This is a genomic window from Comamonas sp. 14P8.1.4 (assembly GCF_057799285.1).
The window spans coordinates 35,592-52,852 of sequence record NZ_JBYOKN010000013.1; the positions used below are offsets into that span (position 1 = coordinate 35,592).

A 17,261-nucleotide genomic window follows, 5' to 3' on the forward strand; every position below is an offset into this window, starting at 1 on the left:
GATTGGATGGGCTTAATATCCAATCAGCAGCCTCCAAGAATGTGCAAAAAACCTCTACTACTGATACACAACAAGCAGGAACAATCAGATGAAATCCGCATAAAAACTACTTAACTTTTCAGAAAAAGAGAAGTTATTTGATTCTATTTTTTCAAAGAAAGCTAAAAAATTTTTTGTCAGTACAAGAGTGTAAATTTCTATCAAGAAGAAAAACTTCAGACCAGCCCTTTAATAAATAAAAATTTAAAGGTGATATGACACATGACCCAAAATAAAAAGAAGAATTTGAAGTCTTTTTAGTTCTTGGCTCAAATGACAGGGTTGTGGTTTCATAGCTCAGGCAAAAATTGTTTAACTCTAAACAAAGATCTTTTGGACTAGTATTTTTTAATGAAAAAGCCAAACCCAATCTAGCAACAGGAACCAAAGTGCCTGCAACAAATAAACTTCTGTTATAAATTTTAATAAAAGAAGAGGTTAAATCTCCTTTGAATTTTCTATCAAACTTTATTCTTTTTACAAAAATCTGCACACCTTCCCTAAAGGAAGATAGCTCAAATTCCTCAGAATTTGCGAGTACATCCAGAGGAACTAATAAAACCCTTTCATGAACAGCCAAATCTTCAATTAAAGATTGGTGAATTGACTCATTAGCTAAAATGAGTCCCTTTTGAAAATTTTTCTCTTCTTTTTTAAGATTGGAGTTAGAAATAAAATTTAATAAATCTTCAAAGTTGGAATTGAAAAAATTCAGGAACTTAATACATGGATGAAATTTCACAAAAGAAAATTTTTTACAAAGATCGTCAACATCTATGCAGGCCAAATCTTCATTGAATGTTTTAAGCATCTCATCAATCAAGCTCCTCTCATCCAGAAACACTCTTAATTTTAATTTCTCTCCTGCCTTATATATTGCCTTTGAAAAGCAGTTAATGAAAAGTATAAAAATCTCTATTTTTTCTATTTCATAAACATCCTTTTCAAAATTTGACAAATTATCATCTCCGATTATTTTTCTAGAGGCAAATGAAGTGTAAGAATTAAATAGAAATTTAAGTCTATCTCCATAATTCTTGACCTCAAGATCAAACAATCGTCCTTGATAAACCGAAAGATGTTTATTGATTTTTTGATACAAATTATTATTTTTCAAAGCTCATCCACCATTCTTTAAGGAGTCAATGTAATCAGCCCATGTTTGCATCATTGCAGTTCTTTGCTTCAAGTATTTTGTTCTGTTATAAGCCCTGCCATTAGCATCTTTAACAGCATGCGCAAGTTGTGCTTCAATCACTAAAATATCTATTTCAAGTTGCTCATCAAGCATAGTTCTTGCTGAGGCACGAAATCCATGCCAAGTATGCTGATCCGAGTTATAGCCAAGCGCTAAAAGTGCAGTTCTTACGCTGTTTTCAGAAATACATCTATCTTTGCTTTTTGGTGATGGAAAGCAAAAAGCACTTGCCCCCGTATAGAGACGAAGATTTTTAAATATTTCTAAAGCTTGTTTTGATAGTGGAACGAAATGTGGATCACCATACTCTTTGCCATGGACTCCACGCTTCATGCGTTGTGCAGGAATTGTCCACATTGACTCATCAAAATTAATCTCTTCCCATTTGGCGCCACGAAGTTCACCAGGTCTTTGAAAGAGCAAAGGTGCTAGCTTTAAGGCAGATTTGACAACAACACCACCGTGATAGTTGTCTATTGCTATAAGAAGTTTTGCAAAATCCTTAGGGTCCACTATTGCAGCAAAGTGCTTTCCTCTATAGGGTGTTAAAGCACCTTTTAAGTCAACAGTGATATCTCGTTCAATAATTCCTGAGGAAACCGCATAGCGCCACACTTGCCCACATAGCATCAAAGCTCGGCTGGCTGTTTCAAAAGCACCTCGCTTCTCAATAAGACGTATTACTTCTAGCAACTTTGGTGGTTTGATTTCTTCTAACCCTAAGCTTCCGATAAGAGGGAACAGATCCCGCTCAAACTGGCGATAGCAGCGCGATGCATGGGTAGGACTCCAAGTTTTTTGCTGCTTGCCAAACCATTCATTAGCAATTGCCTTGAACGTAGACGCGGACTCAACGGTCTCATTTTTTTTCTTTTCCAGTCGTCGAGCTTCAATTGGATCAACGCCTTCAGCCTTCGCTACTTTCACACGATCTCGTGCTAATCGAGCGGCCGACAAGCTCACTGAAGGGTATGAGCCCAGTGCTAAACGACTCTCACCTCGGTTGCCGTAGGTTTTTAAAAACCAGCGCTTCGATCCTTTGGGACTAACTTCGAGGTACAGACCTGCCGAATCAGTAAAACGGGCTCGTTTTTTGTCGGGGGGGCAAGTGGCGTTCTTGCATTCTTTTTCAGTCAACATCGGTGAGCTCTACAGAGGAGAAATGGCAGAAAACGGGGAACAAATCCCAGAAATCCGTACTTTACCCCGTTTGTTCCCCGGCTCGTTCCCCGGTGTGCTCTTGGCAGCGGTTAGATGCCATTAGACGGCATTAGACAGTAAGCTGTTGATTTGTCAAAAGAAAAAGGGGTCCAATGAACTTCATTGAACCCCTTTGGATGGGTGGGTGGTGGAGCTGGCGGGAATTGAACCCGCGTCCGCAAGCCTTCGTCAGGCAGATCTACATGTTTAGTGCTCTGATTTAAATCTCAGCTTGCAAACCGCGCAGACACACGCTGTAAACAAACCCAGCCCCCTTAGATCTCGCTCGGTACCAAGGTGCCCGGTACAAAGCCAGCTGATGAAAATTCCCTTGCAGCCTGGAGGTATTGCTACCCCCTTGCCCAGCCCATCAGCGTGCTGTTGCAAGGCTCACCGGATTTAAGCGGCGAGTGCGAAACGTTCGTCGTTTGCAGTTAGTTTTTTTGAATCGAGATTTACGAGCGTAACTCAAGCTCGACATGCACCACACTGATCCCGAACCCACGTCGAAACCAGGACAGCCCCATAGGTTCACATTCTAATTCAAACCCAGCAGCTTCGTGAGTTCAACGGGTGAATTGATGATGGCATGCGGGTTCCATGCTTGCACCGAAGCCACACCACCCAAGTAGCCATACGCAGCAGCAACAGACTGCATGCCTGCGGCATGGGCTGCCTGCATATCTCGCTCATCATCGCCCACGTAGATGCAGCGCTCTGGTGCCACGCCCATGCGTTTGGCGGCCTCCCACAACGGTGCGGGGTGGGGTTTGGAATGAGCCGTTGTGTCGCCACAAACCACTGCACCCGCCGCAGCCAGCGCTGCGGTTTTTTGCACGATGGGCAAGGCAAATCGCTCAGCTTTATTGGTGACCACGCCCCAAGCCATGCTCTGCGCCTGCAGGGTTTGCAAAAGCTCCGGGATTCCCTCAAAGAGCTGCGATTGCTGGCCCATGCATTGCTCATAAGCCACAAAGAACTCTTCTTTCAAAGCGTCAAAGTCAGGCGCATCCGGTGCGACATCCAAAGCAATCCGCAACATGCCGCGCGCACCTGTACCCACAAAAGGCCGATAGTGCGATTGCGGCAGCGCAGCCAATCCGCGTGCAATGCGCAGCTGGTTGGCTGCGAATCCCAAATCTGGCGCACTGTCCAGCAAGGTGCCATCCAGATCAAACAAGACGGCATCTATGTGTTCAAGGCTCAAACTCATTGCGCGGGACGCTGTGTTGCCAGCATGTAGTTGACGCTGCAGTCTTCGTTGAGCCAGTAACGCCCGGTCAAAGGGTTGTGCTGCAAGCCCTTGGAATGCGTGACCGCCAAACCAGCCTGGCGACAAAATGCGGCCATTTCGCTGGGTTTGATAAATTTTTCGAATTCATGCGTGCCCTTGGGCAGCATGTTGAGCACATATTCCGCCGCCACAATTGCCAAGCTGTAGGCCTTGATGTTGCGGTTGATGGTGGAGAAAAACACCCAGCCACCAGGCTTAACCAAAGTAGCACAGGCGCGCACCACGGATGCGGGATCTGGCACGTGCTCCAGCATTTCCATGCACGTCACCACATCAAAGCTGGCTGGTCGTTCTGCGGCCAGGGCTTCCACCGCTACTTCGCGGTATTGAATATTGGGCGTACCTGCCTCCAATGCGTGCAACTGCGCAACACGCAAGGATTTGGTGGCCAAGTCCACACCCAAGACGTTGGCGCCTTTGCGCGCCATGGAGTCCGCCAAGATGCCACCGCCGCAACCGACGTCCAGCACTTCTTTGCCTTGCAGATGTGCATGCTCATCAATCCACGCCAGACGCAGCGGATTAATCATGTGCAGCGGCTTGAACTCACTGTCCATATCCCACCAGTGGTGGGCAAGGCTTGAGAATTTTTCCAGCTCGGCTGGATCCACATTGATCGAATCGGTCATGAAGAGGATTGTGCAACGACTTAGATACAGAAACAAAAAAGCCCCGTTACCGGGGCTTTTTGAAGGTAATCAATAAAGATTACTTGCGGGTACCGACCACTTCGATTTCCACGCGACGGTTTTGTGCGCGGCCATCCTTGGTCTTGTTGTCAGCAATAGGCTGCTTCTCGCCCTTGCCTTCGGTGTACACGCGGCTCTTGTCGATGCCCTTGGATTCCAAGTAAGCCTTCACAGCTTGAGCACGACGCTCAGACAACTTCTGGTTGTAAGCATCGGAGCCCACGGAGTCGGTGTGACCAACAGCCACGATCACTTCCAGGTTGATGTCTTGCACCTTGGATGCCAGATCGTCCAACTTAGCCTTGCCTTCTGGCTTCAGAACAGACTTGTCGAAGTCGAAGAAAGCGTCAGCAGCAAAAGTCACCTTGGAAGCAGTTGCAGCAGGAGCAGCTGCAGCAGGAGCGGCAGGAGCAGGAGCAGCTTCAACAGCCTTCACCAGAGCACCGTCGCAGCCTTCAGCAGCTGTAGCAGGTGTCCAGTTGGAATCGCGCCAGCACAGTTCGTTGGTGCCGTTCTTCCACACCAGCTCGCTGGTGCCGTTTTGCCAGTTGTCGATGGTCTTGCCACCGTCAGCAGCCTTAACTTGTGCGCCAGCGGCAGTTGCCAGAGCTGCGGTTGCAAACAGGATCGCTACTTTGTTCAGTTTCTTCATGGTTCTCCTCTTGGGGATTAAGCCGCAGTCAAACTGCGAAATTCATGGACGTCATCAGTGACCATCACCAAGAACGCTGGAATTCATTGTGCCATACGGAATATTCGAATGGCGCGCTAGAGCAGTAGCTTGAGGTAGGACAAAAGCGGAATGCCAACCAGTTGTTGCCTGCGAGCAACAATGCATTGCATCTAAAATGGTCCACTTCGTCGTCATTGCATAACCCTGCACAACTACATGACCCAGTTTGCCAAAGAAACTTTGCCTATCAGCCTAGAAGAGGAGATGCGCCGCAGCTACCTTGATTACGCGATGAGCGTAATTGTGGGTCGCGCCCTCCCCGACGCGCGCGATGGCTTAAAGCCAGTGCATCGTCGCGTGCTGTATGCAATGCACGAGCTCAACAACGATTGGAACCGTCCGTACAAAAAGTCGGCCCGTATCGTTGGTGACGTGATCGGTAAGTACCACCCCCACGGTGACAGCGCGGTGTACGACACCATCGTGCGCATGGCGCAAGATTTTTCGCTGCGCCACATGCTGGTCGACGGCCAGGGTAACTTCGGCTCGGTCGACGGCGACAGCGCGGCGGCCATGCGTTACACGGAAATTCGCCTCTCGAAAATTGCCCATGAAATGCTGGGCGATATCGACAAGGAAACCGTGGACTTCGGCCCCAACTACGACGGCTCCGAAAGCGAGCCATTGACCCTGCCCGCGCGCCTGCCCAATCTGCTGGTGAACGGTTCGGCCGGTATTGCGGTGGGTATGGCCACCAATATTCCGCCACACAACTTGAATGAAGTGGTGGATGCCTGTTTGCATCTGCTGCGCACCCCCGATGCCAGCGTCGAAGATTTGATGGAAATCGTGCCTGCGCCCGACTTCCCGACTGCCGGCATCATCTACGGCATCAACGGTGTCAAGGAAGGCTACCGCACCGGCCGTGGCCGCATCGTGATGCGCGCCAAGGTGCACTTCGAGGACATCGACCGTGGTCAGCGTCAGGCCATCATCGTGGATGAGCTGCCCTACCAGGTGAACAAGAAGACGCTGCAAGAGCGCATGGCCGAGCTGGTGCACGAAAAGCGCATCGAAGGCATCAGCCACATTCAGGATGAGTCGGACAAGTCCGGCATGCGCCTGGTGATCGAACTCAAGCGCGGCGAAGTACCCGAGGTGGTGCTGAACAATCTGTACAAACAGACCCAGCTGCAAGACACCTTTGGCGTGAACATGGTGGCGCTGGTCGACGGCCAGCCCAAGCTGTGCAACTTGAAGGACCTGATCCAGGTTTTCCTGCAGCACCGCCGCGAAGTGGTGACACGCCGCACCGTGTTCGAGTTGCGCAAGGCACGCGACCGTGGCCACGTGCTGGAAGGTCTGGCCGTTGCACTGGCCAACATCGACGACTTTATTGCAATCATTCGTAACGCCCCCACACCACCTGTGGCCAAGGCTGCGTTGATGGAGAAGTCCTGGGACAGCAAGCTGGTGCGCGAGATGCTCACCCGCACCCGCGAAGATGGAGCCGTGGTCAATGCCGACGACTACCGCCCTGAGACCCTGGAAAAGGAATACGGTCTGGGCCACGACGGCCTGTACCGCCTGTCCGACACGCAAGCGCAGGAAATTCTGCAAATGCGTCTGCAGCGCCTGACCGGCCTGGAGCAGGACAAGATCGTGGCCGAGTACCGCGACATCATGGCCACCATCGAAGACTTGCTGGACATTCTGGCCAAGCCCGAGCGCGTGTCCGTGATTATTGGCGACGAGCTGACCGCCGTGAAGGCCGAGTTTGGCCAATCCAAAAAGGGCGAGCGCCGCTCCACCATCGAGTACAGCGCGCAAGACCTGTCGACCGAAGATCTGATCACGCCCACCGACATGGTGGTCACGCTCAGCCACACCGGCTACATCAAGAGCCAGCCTCTGTCTGAGTACCGCTCGCAAAAGCGTGGTGGTCGCGGCAAGCAAGCCACGGCGACCAAGGAAGACGACTGGATCGACCAGCTGTTCATCGCGAACACGCACGACTACCTGCTGTGCTTCTCCAACCGTGGCCGTATGTACTGGCTCAAGGTCTGGGAAGTGCCATCGGGCTCGCGCAACTCGCGTGGCCGCCCTATCGTCAACATGTTCCCGCTGCAAGAGGGCGAGAAGATCAACGTGGTGCTGCCGCTGACCGGCGACAACCGCAGCTTCCCCGAAGATCACTTCGTGTTCATGGCGACCAGCATGGGCACCGTCAAGAAGACCGCGCTGACCGAGTTCAGCAACCCTCGCAAGGCCGGCATCATTGCCGTAGGCCTGGACGAAGGCGACTTCCTGATTGGCGCAGCCCTCACCGACGGCAAGCACGACGTGATGCTGTTCTCTGACGGCGGCAAGGCCGTGCGCTTTGATGAAAACGATGTGCGCCCCATGGGCCGCAATGCCCGCGGTGTGCGCGGCATGAACATTGACGACACCCAAAGCGTGATCGCCATGCTGGTGGCCGAAGCAGAAGCCGAACCGGGCACCGAAGGTGCTGAAGCGGCAGCAGGCGCACAAAGCGTGCTGACGGCCACGGAAAACGGCTACGGCAAACGCACCCACATCAGCGAATACACGCGCCACGGCCGTGGCACCAAGGGCATGATTGCCATCCAGCAGTCCGAGCGCAACGGCAAGGTCGTTGCCGCCACCTTGGTGGCTGCTGAAGACGAAATCATGCTGATCACCGACAAGGGCGTGCTGGTGCGCACCCGCGTGGCGGAGATCCGCGAGATGGGCCGTGCCACCCAGGGTGTGACGTTGATGAGCCTGGATGAAGGCGCCAAGCTGATTGGCCTGCAACGCATTGCCGAAAACGATGCCGCAGGCGGTGAAGGCGAGGCAGAAGGTGAGGCCGCTGACAACGGCGAGGCACCGGACACCGCCGCCGAGTAAGAAAAGAACGACACCCCACTGCGCAAGCCGTGGGGTGTTTTTTCACCTAAGATCGCTTTTTTGATAGCTGCTAGCGCGGACGTGTTCTGCCCTAGTGCGTGATTTGACTGTAAGAACGATGAGCCGCCCTTTCAATTTCTCCGCAGGCCCCGCCGCCATTCCTGAAGAAGTCCTGCAGCAAGCTGCTGCCGAAATGCTCAACTGGGGCGACTCGGGCATGGGCGTCATGGAGATGAGCCACCGCGGCAAAGAGTTCATCAGCATCTACGAAACCGCAGAAGCCGATCTGCGCGAGTTGCTGGCCGTGCCTAGCAACTTTCACATTCTGTTCATGCAAGGCGGTGGGCTTGCCGAAAACGCCATCGTGCCGCTGAACCTGTCGCGCGGTGGTGTGGCCGACTTTGTGGTGACCGGCAGCTGGAGCCAAAAATCCCACAAGGAAGCGGGCAAGTACGCGCGCAGCCAGCTGGCCGCCAGCGGCGAAGCCAGCGGTTTTACCAGCGTGCCCGATGCCGCCAGCTGGCAGCTATCCAGCGACGCACAGTACGTGCACCTGTGCAGCAATGAAACCATCCACGGCGTGGAATTCCAAGAACTGCCCGACCTGAAGGCCCTGGGATGCGATGCGCCGCTGGTGATTGATTTCTCATCCAACGTCGCCTCGCGTGCGCTCGACTGGAGCCGCGTAGGCCTGGCCTTTGGCGGTGCACAAAAGAACATTGGCCCTGCGGGCCTGACCATCGTCATCGTGCGCGATGATTTGCTGGGCCACGCGCTGGACATCTGCCCCTCGGCCTTCAACTACAAAACCGTGGCCGACAACCAATCCATGTTCAACACCCCACCCACCTGGGGCATTTACATGGCGGGCCTGACCTTCCAATGGCTCAAGCGCCAGACCGAAGGCAGCTTGACCGGCGTGGCCGCCATGGAAGCGCGCAACAAGGCCAAGGCCGAGCTGTTCTACCACTACCTAGACAACTCCCAGCTGTACGTCAACAAGGTGGACAGCGCCTACCGCTCGCGCATGAACATTCCGTTCTTCCTGCGCGACGAAAGCCGCAACGACGCCTTCCTGACCGGCGCCAAAGCGCGCGGTCTGCTGCAACTCAAGGGCCACAAGTCCGTGGGCGGCATGCGCGCCAGCTTGTACAACGCCATGCCCATGGCCGGCGTGCAGGCCCTGGTGGCCTATATGCAGGAGTTCGAGCGCACCGGCGCTTGAGCCCCCCCGCCCTGAACCCTATTTAAAAATAAGAGCTGGCAGCGCTTTCCAAGCCTAGGTTTGAGAGAGTTTTCTACTGAAGACGCAACCTACACCAGCGCTGACAGCTCCACTTTTCGAGGAAGCCATGAGCACAGAACCCCAAGCCACGCCCGAGTTGCTGCACCTGCGCAACCAGATCGACAGCCTGGACGCACAGCTGCTGCAGCTGGTGAACCAACGCGCCCATGTGGCCGAACAGGTGGGCGCGATCAAGAAGCAAGAAGGCTCGTCCTTCTTCCGCCCCGACCGCGTCGCGCAAGTCATCGAGAAAATCAAGACCCACAACCCCGGCCCACTCAAAAGCGCACACGTGGCCGCCATCTGGCGCGAGATCATGTCGGCCTGCCTGGCGCTGGAGTCGCCCCAGCGCGTGGCCGTGCTCGGCCCTGAAGGCACCTTCTGCGAAGAAGCCGCGGTGCAGTACTTTGGTGGCGCTGCCGACTTTCTGTACTGCAACACCTTTGAAGAGGTCTTCCACGCCACCGCAGCGGGCAGCGCCCAGTACGGTGTGGTGGGGGTCGAAAACTCCACCGAAGGCGTGGTCAACCGCACGCTGGACATGTTCCGCAACACGCCCTGCCACATCGTGGGCGAAGTCAGCATGCTGATTCGTCACAACCTGCTGCGCGCCAGCAACTCGATGGAAGACATTGAAGTGGTGGCCGCCCACCCTCAGGCGCTGGCCCAGTGCCACGCCTGGCTGTCCAAGCACCTGCCCCACGCCGAGCGTCGCCCGGTCGAGAGCAATGCCGAAGGCGCGCGCCTGGCTGCCCTGCACCCCACCTGGGCGGGCATCTCCAGCGAACGCGCCGCGCAGCAGTTTGGCCTGCACATCGTCAGCCACGCCATCCAGGACGACGCCTACAACCGCACGCGCTTTGCCGTCATCTGCCTGCCACACACCCTGCCCACACCCGCGCCCACCGGCAAGGATTCGACCAGCCTGGTCATCTCCGTGCCCAACCGCCCCGGTGCGGTGCACGACCTGCTGATGCCCTTGAAAAAGCACGGCGTGTCCATGACGCGCTTTGAGTCGCGCCCCGCACGCACCGGCCAGTGGGAGTATTACTTCTACATCGACCTGGAAGGCCACCCCGCCCAGCCCCATGTGGCGGCGGCCCTGCAAGAGCTGCAAGACCTGTCTGCCTTCTACAAAGTGCTGGGCACCTACCCCACCCCTGCGGAATAAGGCGGCGCCATGTTTGAACAATTAGGACTGATTGGCTGCGGCCTGATGGGTGGCTCGTTCGCCCTGGCCTTGAAGAAGGCCGGTCTGGTCAAGCGCGTGGTGGGCTACAGCAAATCCCCCACCACCACCGCCCGCGCCCTGCAGATGGGCGTGATCGATGTGGAAGCGCCCTCCGCGCTGCTGGCCGCTGCCGGTGCCGACCTGGTGCTGCTGGCCGTGCCCGTGGGCGCCACGGAATCCACGCTCAAATCCATCAAGCACCTGGTCACCCCGCAGATGCTGATCATGGACGTGGGCTCCACCAAGGGCGATGTGGTGCAAGCCGCCCGCAACGCGCTGGGCCCGCAGATTGCCAGCTTTGTGCCCGCCCACCCCAACACCGGCAAGGAAGTGGCCGGCGTGCAGCACGCCGATGCCGAGCTGTACCGCGGCGCCAAGGTCATCCTCACACCGACCGAGCGCACCTTGACCAGCCACCTGCACAAGGCCGAAGCTCTGTGGCAGGCACTGGAATGCGATGTGCGCGTGATGTCACCCGAGAGCCATGACGCCGCCTTTGCTGCGGTCAGCCACCTGCCCCACCTGCTGGCGTTTGCCATGATGCAAAGCGTCATGCTTCAGCCCCAGGCCGATGCCTTCCTGAGCATTGCTGGCCCCGGGTTTCGCGACTTCACCCGCATCGCTGCCGGTGACCCCAAGATGTGGCGTGATATCTTGCTGGCCAACAAGGCCGAGGTGCTGGCCCAAGCGGCCCAGTTCCAGCAGGCGGTGCAGGCCTTTGAGCAGGTGCTGCAAGCCGATGACGGCCAAGCCCTGGAAGACATGATCACCCTGGCCAGTGCGGCCCGCGCGCAATGCCGCTTCAACCCGCCAGCAACGGCGGCAGATGCTGCTGCGCCCCGCACCCTGGCCTAACCTTGCTTGTTCTTGCGCATGTACACCACCGCCTTCCTTGACCTGCCCCACCTGGCCACCGCCAGCGGCAGCGTGCAGCTACCCGGCTCCAAAAGCATTTCCAATCGCGTGTTGCTGCTGGCTGCACTGAGCCAGGGCACCACCGTCGTGCACGACCTGCTGGACTCGGACGACACCCGCGTCATGCTCCAAGCGCTGCAGCAAATCGGCTGCGGGGTCGAGCCTGCTGCCGTGGTGCCTGGCCAACCGCTGCGTATCACCGGCTTGGGTGGGCAGCTCACCAGCACCGCGCTGCAAGCGCTGTTCCTGGGCAATGCCGGCACCGCCATGCGCCCTTTAACCGCAGCGCTGTCGCTGCTGGGCGGCAACTTTGAGATGAGTGGTGTGCCGCGCATGCATGAGCGCCCCATTGGAGACTTGGTCGATGCGCTGCGCCAGCTGGGCTGCCACATTGACTACCTGGGCAACGAGGGCTACCCACCGCTGCGCATTGCGCCTGCAGATCTGTCGCAACTGGACCGCCGCCAGCCCATTCGCGTGCGCGGCGATGTCTCCAGCCAGTTCCTGACGGCGCTGCTGATGGCCCTGCCCCTGATTGCCAAAGACGAGGCCGTGCACATCGAGGTGGTGGGTGAGCTGATTTCCAAGCCCTATATCCACATCACGCTGGAGCTGCTGGCCCGCTTTGGCATTGTGGTAGCCAACGACAACTGGCAGCGCTTCACCATCCCCGCTGGCAGCCGCTACCAGTCGCCGGGCGATGTGTACGTGGAGGCCGACGCCTCATCAGCTAGCTACTTCATAGCGCTTGGGGCAATATCGACGGGCGCTACAGGCCAAAATGGCATCAAAATCCTGGGCGTGGGTAAAGACTCCATCCAGGGCGATATCCGCTTTGTGGAAGCGGCGCAAGCCATGGGTGCTGTGGTGGAAAGCGGCCCCAACTGGCTGCACGTCTCGCGCGGCGCATGGCCCCTCAAGGCCATTGATCTGGACTGCAACCACATCCCCGATGCTGCGATGACGCTGGGCGTGATGGCTCTTTATGCCGATGGCACGACCACGCTGCGCAACATTGCCAGCTGGCGCGTCAAGGAAACCGACCGCATCGCTGCCATGACCCTAGAGCTGCGCAAGCTGGGCGCTGACGTGGAAGAAGGCGCAGACTTCATCCGTATTACGCCGCCTGCGCAGACAAGTGACTGGAAAGCTGCCAGCATCCACACCTATGACGACCACCGCGTAGCCATGTGTTTTTCACTGGCTGCGTTCAACCCGGCTGGGCTGCCTGTGCGCATCGAAGATCCGAAATGCGTGGGCAAGACCTTCCCGGACTATTTCGAAGCCTTGTTCAGCGTGACCCAGCCCTCCTCTCCCGCCCCCGTGATCTGCATCGACGGCCCCACCGCATCCGGCAAAGGCACCGTCGCTGCCCTCGTTGCTGAAAAGCTGGGCTTTGCCTTGCTGGACTCTGGCGCGCTCTACCGCATCACCGGCCTGGCCGCCTCCCGTGCAGGCATCGCGCTGGAAGAAGCCAACGCCCCGGCCATTGCCGACCTTGTGCGCAGCAAGGCCATTACCTTCACGCCAGACCAGCGCGTGCTGCTCGATGGCGACGATATTTCCCTGGCCATCCGCACCGAAGAAGCCGGCATGAATGCCTCGCGCGTGGCCGCTTTCCCTGCGGTGCGTGAGGCACTGCTGCAGGTACAGCGTGATTTCCGCCGCCTGCCAGGGCTGGTCGGCGATGGCCGCGACATGGGCACCGTCATCTTCCCGGACGCCCCTTTGAAGGTCTACCTGACGGCCACGGCGCAGTGCCGCGCAGAACGGCGCTACAAGCAATTGATTTCCAAGGGACTTTCTGCTAATATGGCAGACCTTATTGCGGATCTTGAAGCCCGCGATGCGCGCGATATGCAACGCGCAGCAGCGCCGCTCAAGCCCGCGGAAGATGCCCTTCACCTGGACAACTCCAGCTGCACGATCGATGAGGCCGTGCAACAGGTACTGACTTGGTGGGAGCAACGCCAGCCTTTTGCGCGCCGCGCATAAGGGGGCACCATTGGCCCGCACGCCACATCCGCGCTCGATGCGCACTGGTGCTGCGGTTGTCTAACCTTTAACCGCAGGTTTTGCCTGCACCTCCGCCTACAGCCATAAAAACGTGCAGCAATAGTGCTGCCGGAAACCTGTAAGCGGGCAAGGAACTACATGTCTGAATCTTTTGCCGCCCTCTTTGAAGAATCGTTGCAACGCACTGAAATGCGTCCCGGCGAAGTTATCACCGCTGAAGTCGTGCGCGTTGAGCACAACTTCGTGGTGGTGAACGCTGGCTTGAAGTCTGAAGCCTACGTGCCAATCGACGAATTCAAGAACGACCAGGGCGAAATCGAAGTGCAAGTTGGCGACTTCGTGTCCGTGGCGATCGGTTCGATCGAAAACGGCTACGGCGACACCATCCTGTCGCGCGACACTGCCAAGCGTCTGGCTTCGTGGTTGTCCCTGGAGAAGGCGCTGGAATCCGGCGAATTCGTGACCGGTACAACTTCCGGCAAGGTCAAGGGCGGCCTGACCGTTCTGGTCAACGGCATCCGCGCATTCCTGCCCGGTTCGCTGATCGACACACGTCCCGTTAAGGATCTGACTCCTTACGAGAACAAGACCATGGAATTCAAGGTCATCAAGCTGGACCGCAAGCGCAACAACGTTGTGCTGAGCCGCCGTGCTGTGGTGGAAGCCTCCATGGGCGAAGAGCGCGCCAAGCTGATGGAAACCCTGAAGGAAGGCGCTATCGTTCAAGGCGTGGTCAAGAACATCACCGAATACGGTGCGTTCGTGGACCTGGGCGGCATCGACGGTCTGCTGCACATCACAGACATGGCATGGCGTCGCGTACGTCACCCATCCGAAGTGGTGACAGCTGGTCAAGAAATCACTGCCAAGATCCTGAAGTTTGACACCGAAAAGAACCGCGTGTCTCTGGGTCTGAAGCAAATGGGTGACGATCCATGGATGGGCGTTGCTCGCCGTTATCCTTCGGCTACTCGCCTGTTCGGTAAGGTCACCAACATCGCCGACTACGGCGCATTCGTGGAACTGGAACCCGGCATCGAAGGCCTGGTGCACGTTTCCGAAATGGACTGGACCAACAAGAACATCGCTCCTTCCAAGCTCGTGTCCCTGGGCGACGAAGTCGAAGTCATGGTTCTGGAAATCGACGAAGACAAGCGTCGCATCTCCTTGGGCATGAAGCAATGCAAGGCCAACCCATGGCAAGAATTTGCTCAGAACACCAAGCGCGGCGACCGCGTGAAGGGCCCCATCAAGTCCATCACCGACTTCGGCGTGTTCGTGGGTCTGGCTGCCGGCATCGACGGTCTGGTTCACCTGTCTGACCTGTCTTGGAACGAAACTGGCGAAGCCGCCGTTCGTAACTACAAGAAGGGCCAAGAAGTTGAAGCCATCGTGTTGGGCGTGGACGTCGAGCGCGAACGCATCTCCCTGGGCATCAAGCAACTGGACAGCGATCCTTTCACCACATTCGCAACCGTGAATGACAAGGGCCAGATCGTGACCGGTAAGGTCAAGACTGTGGACGCTAAGGGCGCTGAAATCGACCTGGGCGACGACATCCTGGGTTACCTGCGCGTGTCCGAACTGTCCCGCGACCGCGTGGAAGATGCTCGTTCCATCCTGAAGGAAGGCGACGAAGTGACTGCTGTGGTGATCAACGTGGATCGCAAGACCCGCAACATCCAACTGTCCATCAAGCAAAAGGATATGGTTGAGCAGCAAGAAGCCATGGCTTCCCTGTCGGCTCAGTCCTCCAAGGAAAATGCCGGTACAACCAGCCTGGGTGCTTTGCTGCGCGCCAAGTTGGACGCCGACAAGTAAAAAGTCTCTGACAACCACACTTTGAGTGGTTGCTAAGACCCTCGGCGGGCGCTTTCACGGCGCCCGCCGTTTTTTCCAAGTCCTGCTTGGGATGATTGAGTTATGACCCGATCTGATTTAGTTGAAGAGCTGGCAGCCCGTTTTGCCCAACTCACCCAGCGTGACGCCGAGCACGCCGTCAAAACCATTCAAGACGCCGTCAGTGATGCCTTGGTACAAGGCCAGCGTATTGAAATTCGCGGTTTTGGCAGTTTCTCCGTCTCGCGCCGCCCTGCCCGCATTGGCCGCAATCCACGCAGCGGCGAATCCGTACATATTCCCGAAAAGCGCGTCCCGCATTTCAAGCCTGGCAAGGCTTTGCGCGAAGCTGTCGATTTCCAGCCTGCAGCTGACACTGCAGCCGCATCCGCCGCTGTGCTTTGACGCCAGCAGCTGTCTGACAGACACGGATTGCCCGCAAGCCCCCCTGTGCGCCTAGAATTCAGGGCAACAAGGAAGGGCTCGCATGAAATACCTGCTGTGGCTGCTCAAGGCAGCCATTTTTTTCACCCTGTTTGCCTTCGCGCTCAACAACCAGCAAACCGTCACCGTGCATTTTTTCTTTGGCACGTTCTGGCAGGCGCCGCTGGTCTTGGTCGTGCTGGCCGCATTTGTGGGCGGCCTGATCGCTGGCGTGCTCGTCATGGTGCCGCGCTGGTGGAAACAACGCAGCACCGCTGCCAAGCTGAGCCAGCCTGCCGCGTCCGATGACGCTGCAGCCACGCCCACCACCCCTGACCCACTTCCCCCGACCATCCATGGACTTTGATCTCAGTTGGATTCTTCTGGGCTTGCCACTGGCCTTTGTACTGGGCTGGCTGGCCTCACGCATGGACTTGCGCCAGGTGCGCCAAGACAACCGCCAGGCGCCCAAAGCCTATTTCAAGGGTTTGAACTTCTTGCTCAATGAGCAGCAAGACAAAGCCATTGATGCTTTCATCGAGGCCGTGCAAAACGACCCTGAAACCGCCGACCTGCACTTTGCACTGGGCAACTTGTTCCGCCGCCGTGGCGAGTACCACCGTGCGGTGCGTGTGCATGAACACCTGCTCTCGCGCGCCGACCTGTCCAAGGAAGACCGCGACCGCGCCCAGCATGGCCTGGCCCAAGACTTTCTGAAGGCAGGCCTGCTGGACCGCGCCGAAGAAGCGCTGCGCCGTCTGGAAGGCTCGGACTACGAGGCTGAAGCCCGCCTGGCGCTGATGGCCATCTACGAACGCTCGCGCGACTGGGCGCAGGCGGCCGACATTGCGCAGCGCATGCAGACCTCTGGCCAGGGCGACTTCAGCGGCCGCCTGGCGCATTACCTGTGCGAGCAGGCCACCGAGCAAGCCAGCCACGCGCAGCTCGATGCCGCCCACCAGCTGCTGCAGGACGCCGTACGCATTGCGCCACAAACACCACGCCCCCGCATTGAGCTGGCGCACATTCAGCACCGCCTGAACCAGTCGCAAGACGCCTGGCAGACGCTGCAGACACTGGCCCAGGCCACGCCCCAGGGCCTGCCCCTGGCCGCCCCGCTGATGCTGGAGGTAGCCGCCGCTACCGGCCAGCAGGCCGCCGCGGCCCAGCTGCTGCGCACCCGCTACGCGCAAATGCCTTCGCTCGATTTGCTGGATGCGCTGGTGGCCCTGAACACCGCCCCGACCGAAGGGGAAGGCCAAAGCCGCGACTGGTATGTGCAGCACCTGTCCAAAGAACCATCGCTGGTTGCTGCCACCAAGTGGCTGGCTGGCGAGACGCTGTCGCACGAAGAACACCACCCAGCCGTCCAAAAAGCGCTGGAACACGCCAGCAAACCGCTGAGCCGCTACCGCTGCGCCGCCTGCGGCTTTGAGGCCCGCCAGCACTTCTGGCACTGCCCCGGTTGCCAAAGCTGGGACAGCTACCCCGCACGCCGCGTGGAAGAGCTGTAACCAGCGCCGCCCACCGCCGCGCTCTCTAAAAAAAG

General features: G+C 57.1%; 14 protein-coding genes and 1 other RNA gene. 9 read left to right on the forward strand and 6 right to left on the reverse strand.

Annotated features, from left to right (window positions below):
- Positions 1 to 151: 151 nt before the first annotated feature.
- The 6 genes from AC27VO_RS14780 to ompA form a co-directional block, all read right to left on the reverse strand.
- Positions 152 to 1,156 (reverse strand): hypothetical protein, encoded by a 1,005-nt coding sequence (locus AC27VO_RS14780; protein WP_488667481.1) that lies wholly within the window; start codon positions 1,154 to 1,156, stop codon positions 152 to 154.
- Between the two features lie 3 nt (positions 1,157 to 1,159).
- Positions 1,160 to 2,377, reverse strand: coding sequence for a tyrosine-type recombinase/integrase (locus tag AC27VO_RS14785; RefSeq protein ID WP_472302149.1), 1,218 nt, complete (start codon positions 2,375 to 2,377; stop codon positions 1,160 to 1,162).
- Between the two features lie 206 nt (positions 2,378 to 2,583).
- Positions 2,584 to 2,962: a transfer-messenger RNA gene (gene ssrA, locus AC27VO_RS14790) on the reverse strand.
- Between the two features lie 13 nt (positions 2,963 to 2,975).
- Positions 2,976 to 3,650, reverse strand: coding sequence for a phosphoglycolate phosphatase (gene gph / locus AC27VO_RS14795; protein WP_488667482.1), 675 nt, complete (start codon positions 3,648 to 3,650; stop codon positions 2,976 to 2,978).
- The gene (ubiG, locus tag AC27VO_RS14800) at positions 3,647 to 4,360 is read right to left on the reverse strand and encodes a bifunctional 2-polyprenyl-6-hydroxyphenol methylase/3-demethylubiquinol 3-O-methyltransferase UbiG (protein ID WP_488667483.1); all 714 of its coding nucleotides are present in this window, start codon (positions 4,358 to 4,360) and stop codon (positions 3,647 to 3,649) included. Before ubiG ends, gph begins: the two co-directional genes overlap by 4 nt.
- 79 nt (positions 4,361 to 4,439) lie before the next feature.
- Positions 4,440 to 5,072, reverse strand: coding sequence for an outer membrane protein OmpA (gene ompA, locus AC27VO_RS14805; RefSeq protein ID WP_488667484.1), 633 nt, complete (start codon positions 5,070 to 5,072; stop codon positions 4,440 to 4,442).
- A gap of 237 nt (positions 5,073 to 5,309) precedes the next feature.
- Here ompA and gyrA point away from each other — a divergent pair, with 237 nt between their 5' ends.
- The 9 genes from gyrA to lapB all read left to right on the forward strand — a co-directional run bounded on the left by gyrA (position 5,310) and on the right by lapB (position 17,226).
- On the forward strand, positions 5,310 to 8,003 hold the full coding sequence (gyrA, locus tag AC27VO_RS14810) for a DNA gyrase subunit A (protein ID WP_488667485.1): 2,694 nt from the start codon (positions 5,310 to 5,312) through the stop codon (positions 8,001 to 8,003).
- Between the two features lie 118 nt (positions 8,004 to 8,121).
- The gene (serC, locus tag AC27VO_RS14815) at positions 8,122 to 9,228 is read left to right on the forward strand and encodes a 3-phosphoserine/phosphohydroxythreonine transaminase (RefSeq protein ID WP_488667486.1); all 1,107 of its coding nucleotides are present in this window, start codon (positions 8,122 to 8,124) and stop codon (positions 9,226 to 9,228) included.
- Positions 9,229 to 9,355: 127 nt separating this feature from the next.
- Entirely contained in the window at positions 9,356 to 10,459 is a 1,104-nt protein-coding gene (gene pheA, locus AC27VO_RS14820; RefSeq protein WP_488667487.1) for a prephenate dehydratase, read from the forward strand.
- 9 nt (positions 10,460 to 10,468) lie between these two features.
- On the forward strand, positions 10,469 to 11,374 hold the full coding sequence (locus AC27VO_RS14825) for a prephenate dehydrogenase (RefSeq protein ID WP_488667488.1): 906 nt from the start codon (positions 10,469 to 10,471) through the stop codon (positions 11,372 to 11,374).
- Positions 11,375 to 11,392: 18 nt separating this feature from the next.
- Positions 11,393 to 13,429 (forward strand): bifunctional 3-phosphoshikimate 1-carboxyvinyltransferase/cytidylate kinase, encoded by a 2,037-nt coding sequence (locus tag AC27VO_RS14830; protein WP_488667489.1) that lies wholly within the window; start codon positions 11,393 to 11,395, stop codon positions 13,427 to 13,429.
- A 159-nt stretch (positions 13,430 to 13,588) separates the two neighbouring features.
- Positions 13,589 to 15,271, forward strand: a complete 1,683-nt coding sequence (gene rpsA / locus AC27VO_RS14835; RefSeq protein ID WP_488667490.1) for a 30S ribosomal protein S1 — start codon at positions 13,589 to 13,591, stop codon at positions 15,269 to 15,271.
- A gap of 102 nt (positions 15,272 to 15,373) precedes the next feature.
- Positions 15,374 to 15,694, forward strand: coding sequence for an integration host factor subunit beta (locus AC27VO_RS14840; RefSeq protein ID WP_488667491.1), 321 nt, complete (start codon positions 15,374 to 15,376; stop codon positions 15,692 to 15,694).
- Positions 15,695 to 15,776: 82 nt separating this feature from the next.
- Entirely contained in the window at positions 15,777 to 16,079 is a 303-nt protein-coding gene (locus AC27VO_RS14845) for a LapA family protein (RefSeq protein ID WP_488667492.1), read from the forward strand.
- Positions 16,069 to 17,226, forward strand: coding sequence for a lipopolysaccharide assembly protein LapB (gene lapB, locus AC27VO_RS14850; protein ID WP_488667493.1), 1,158 nt, complete (start codon positions 16,069 to 16,071; stop codon positions 17,224 to 17,226). Before AC27VO_RS14845 ends, lapB begins: the two co-directional genes overlap by 11 nt.
- The last annotated feature ends 35 nt before the right edge of the window (positions 17,227 to 17,261 follow it).

Coding starts and splice junctions, on each gene's coding strand:
- AC27VO_RS14785 (WP_472302149.1), bottom strand. CDS start 2,377: ATGTTGACTGAAAAAGAATGCAAGAACGCCACTTGCCCCCCCGACAAA.
- gph (WP_488667482.1), bottom strand. CDS start 3,650: ATGAGTTTGAGCCTTGAACACATAGATGCCGTCTTGTTTGATCTGGAT.
- ubiG (WP_488667483.1), bottom strand. CDS start 4,360: ATGACCGATTCGATCAATGTGGATCCAGCCGAGCTGGAAAAATTCTCA.
- ompA (WP_488667484.1), bottom strand. CDS start 5,072: ATGAAGAAACTGAACAAAGTAGCGATCCTGTTTGCAACCGCAGCTCTG.
- gyrA (WP_488667485.1), top strand. CDS start 5,310: ATGACCCAGTTTGCCAAAGAAACTTTGCCTATCAGCCTAGAAGAGGAG.
- serC (WP_488667486.1), top strand. CDS start 8,122: ATGAGCCGCCCTTTCAATTTCTCCGCAGGCCCCGCCGCCATTCCTGAA.
- pheA (WP_488667487.1), top strand. CDS start 9,356: ATGAGCACAGAACCCCAAGCCACGCCCGAGTTGCTGCACCTGCGCAAC.
- AC27VO_RS14825 (WP_488667488.1), top strand. CDS start 10,469: ATGTTTGAACAATTAGGACTGATTGGCTGCGGCCTGATGGGTGGCTCG.
- AC27VO_RS14830 (WP_488667489.1), top strand. CDS start 11,393: ATGTACACCACCGCCTTCCTTGACCTGCCCCACCTGGCCACCGCCAGC.
- rpsA (WP_488667490.1), top strand. CDS start 13,589: ATGTCTGAATCTTTTGCCGCCCTCTTTGAAGAATCGTTGCAACGCACT.
- AC27VO_RS14840 (WP_488667491.1), top strand. CDS start 15,374: ATGACCCGATCTGATTTAGTTGAAGAGCTGGCAGCCCGTTTTGCCCAA.
- AC27VO_RS14845 (WP_488667492.1), top strand. CDS start 15,777: ATGAAATACCTGCTGTGGCTGCTCAAGGCAGCCATTTTTTTCACCCTG.
- lapB (WP_488667493.1), top strand. CDS start 16,069: ATGGACTTTGATCTCAGTTGGATTCTTCTGGGCTTGCCACTGGCCTTT.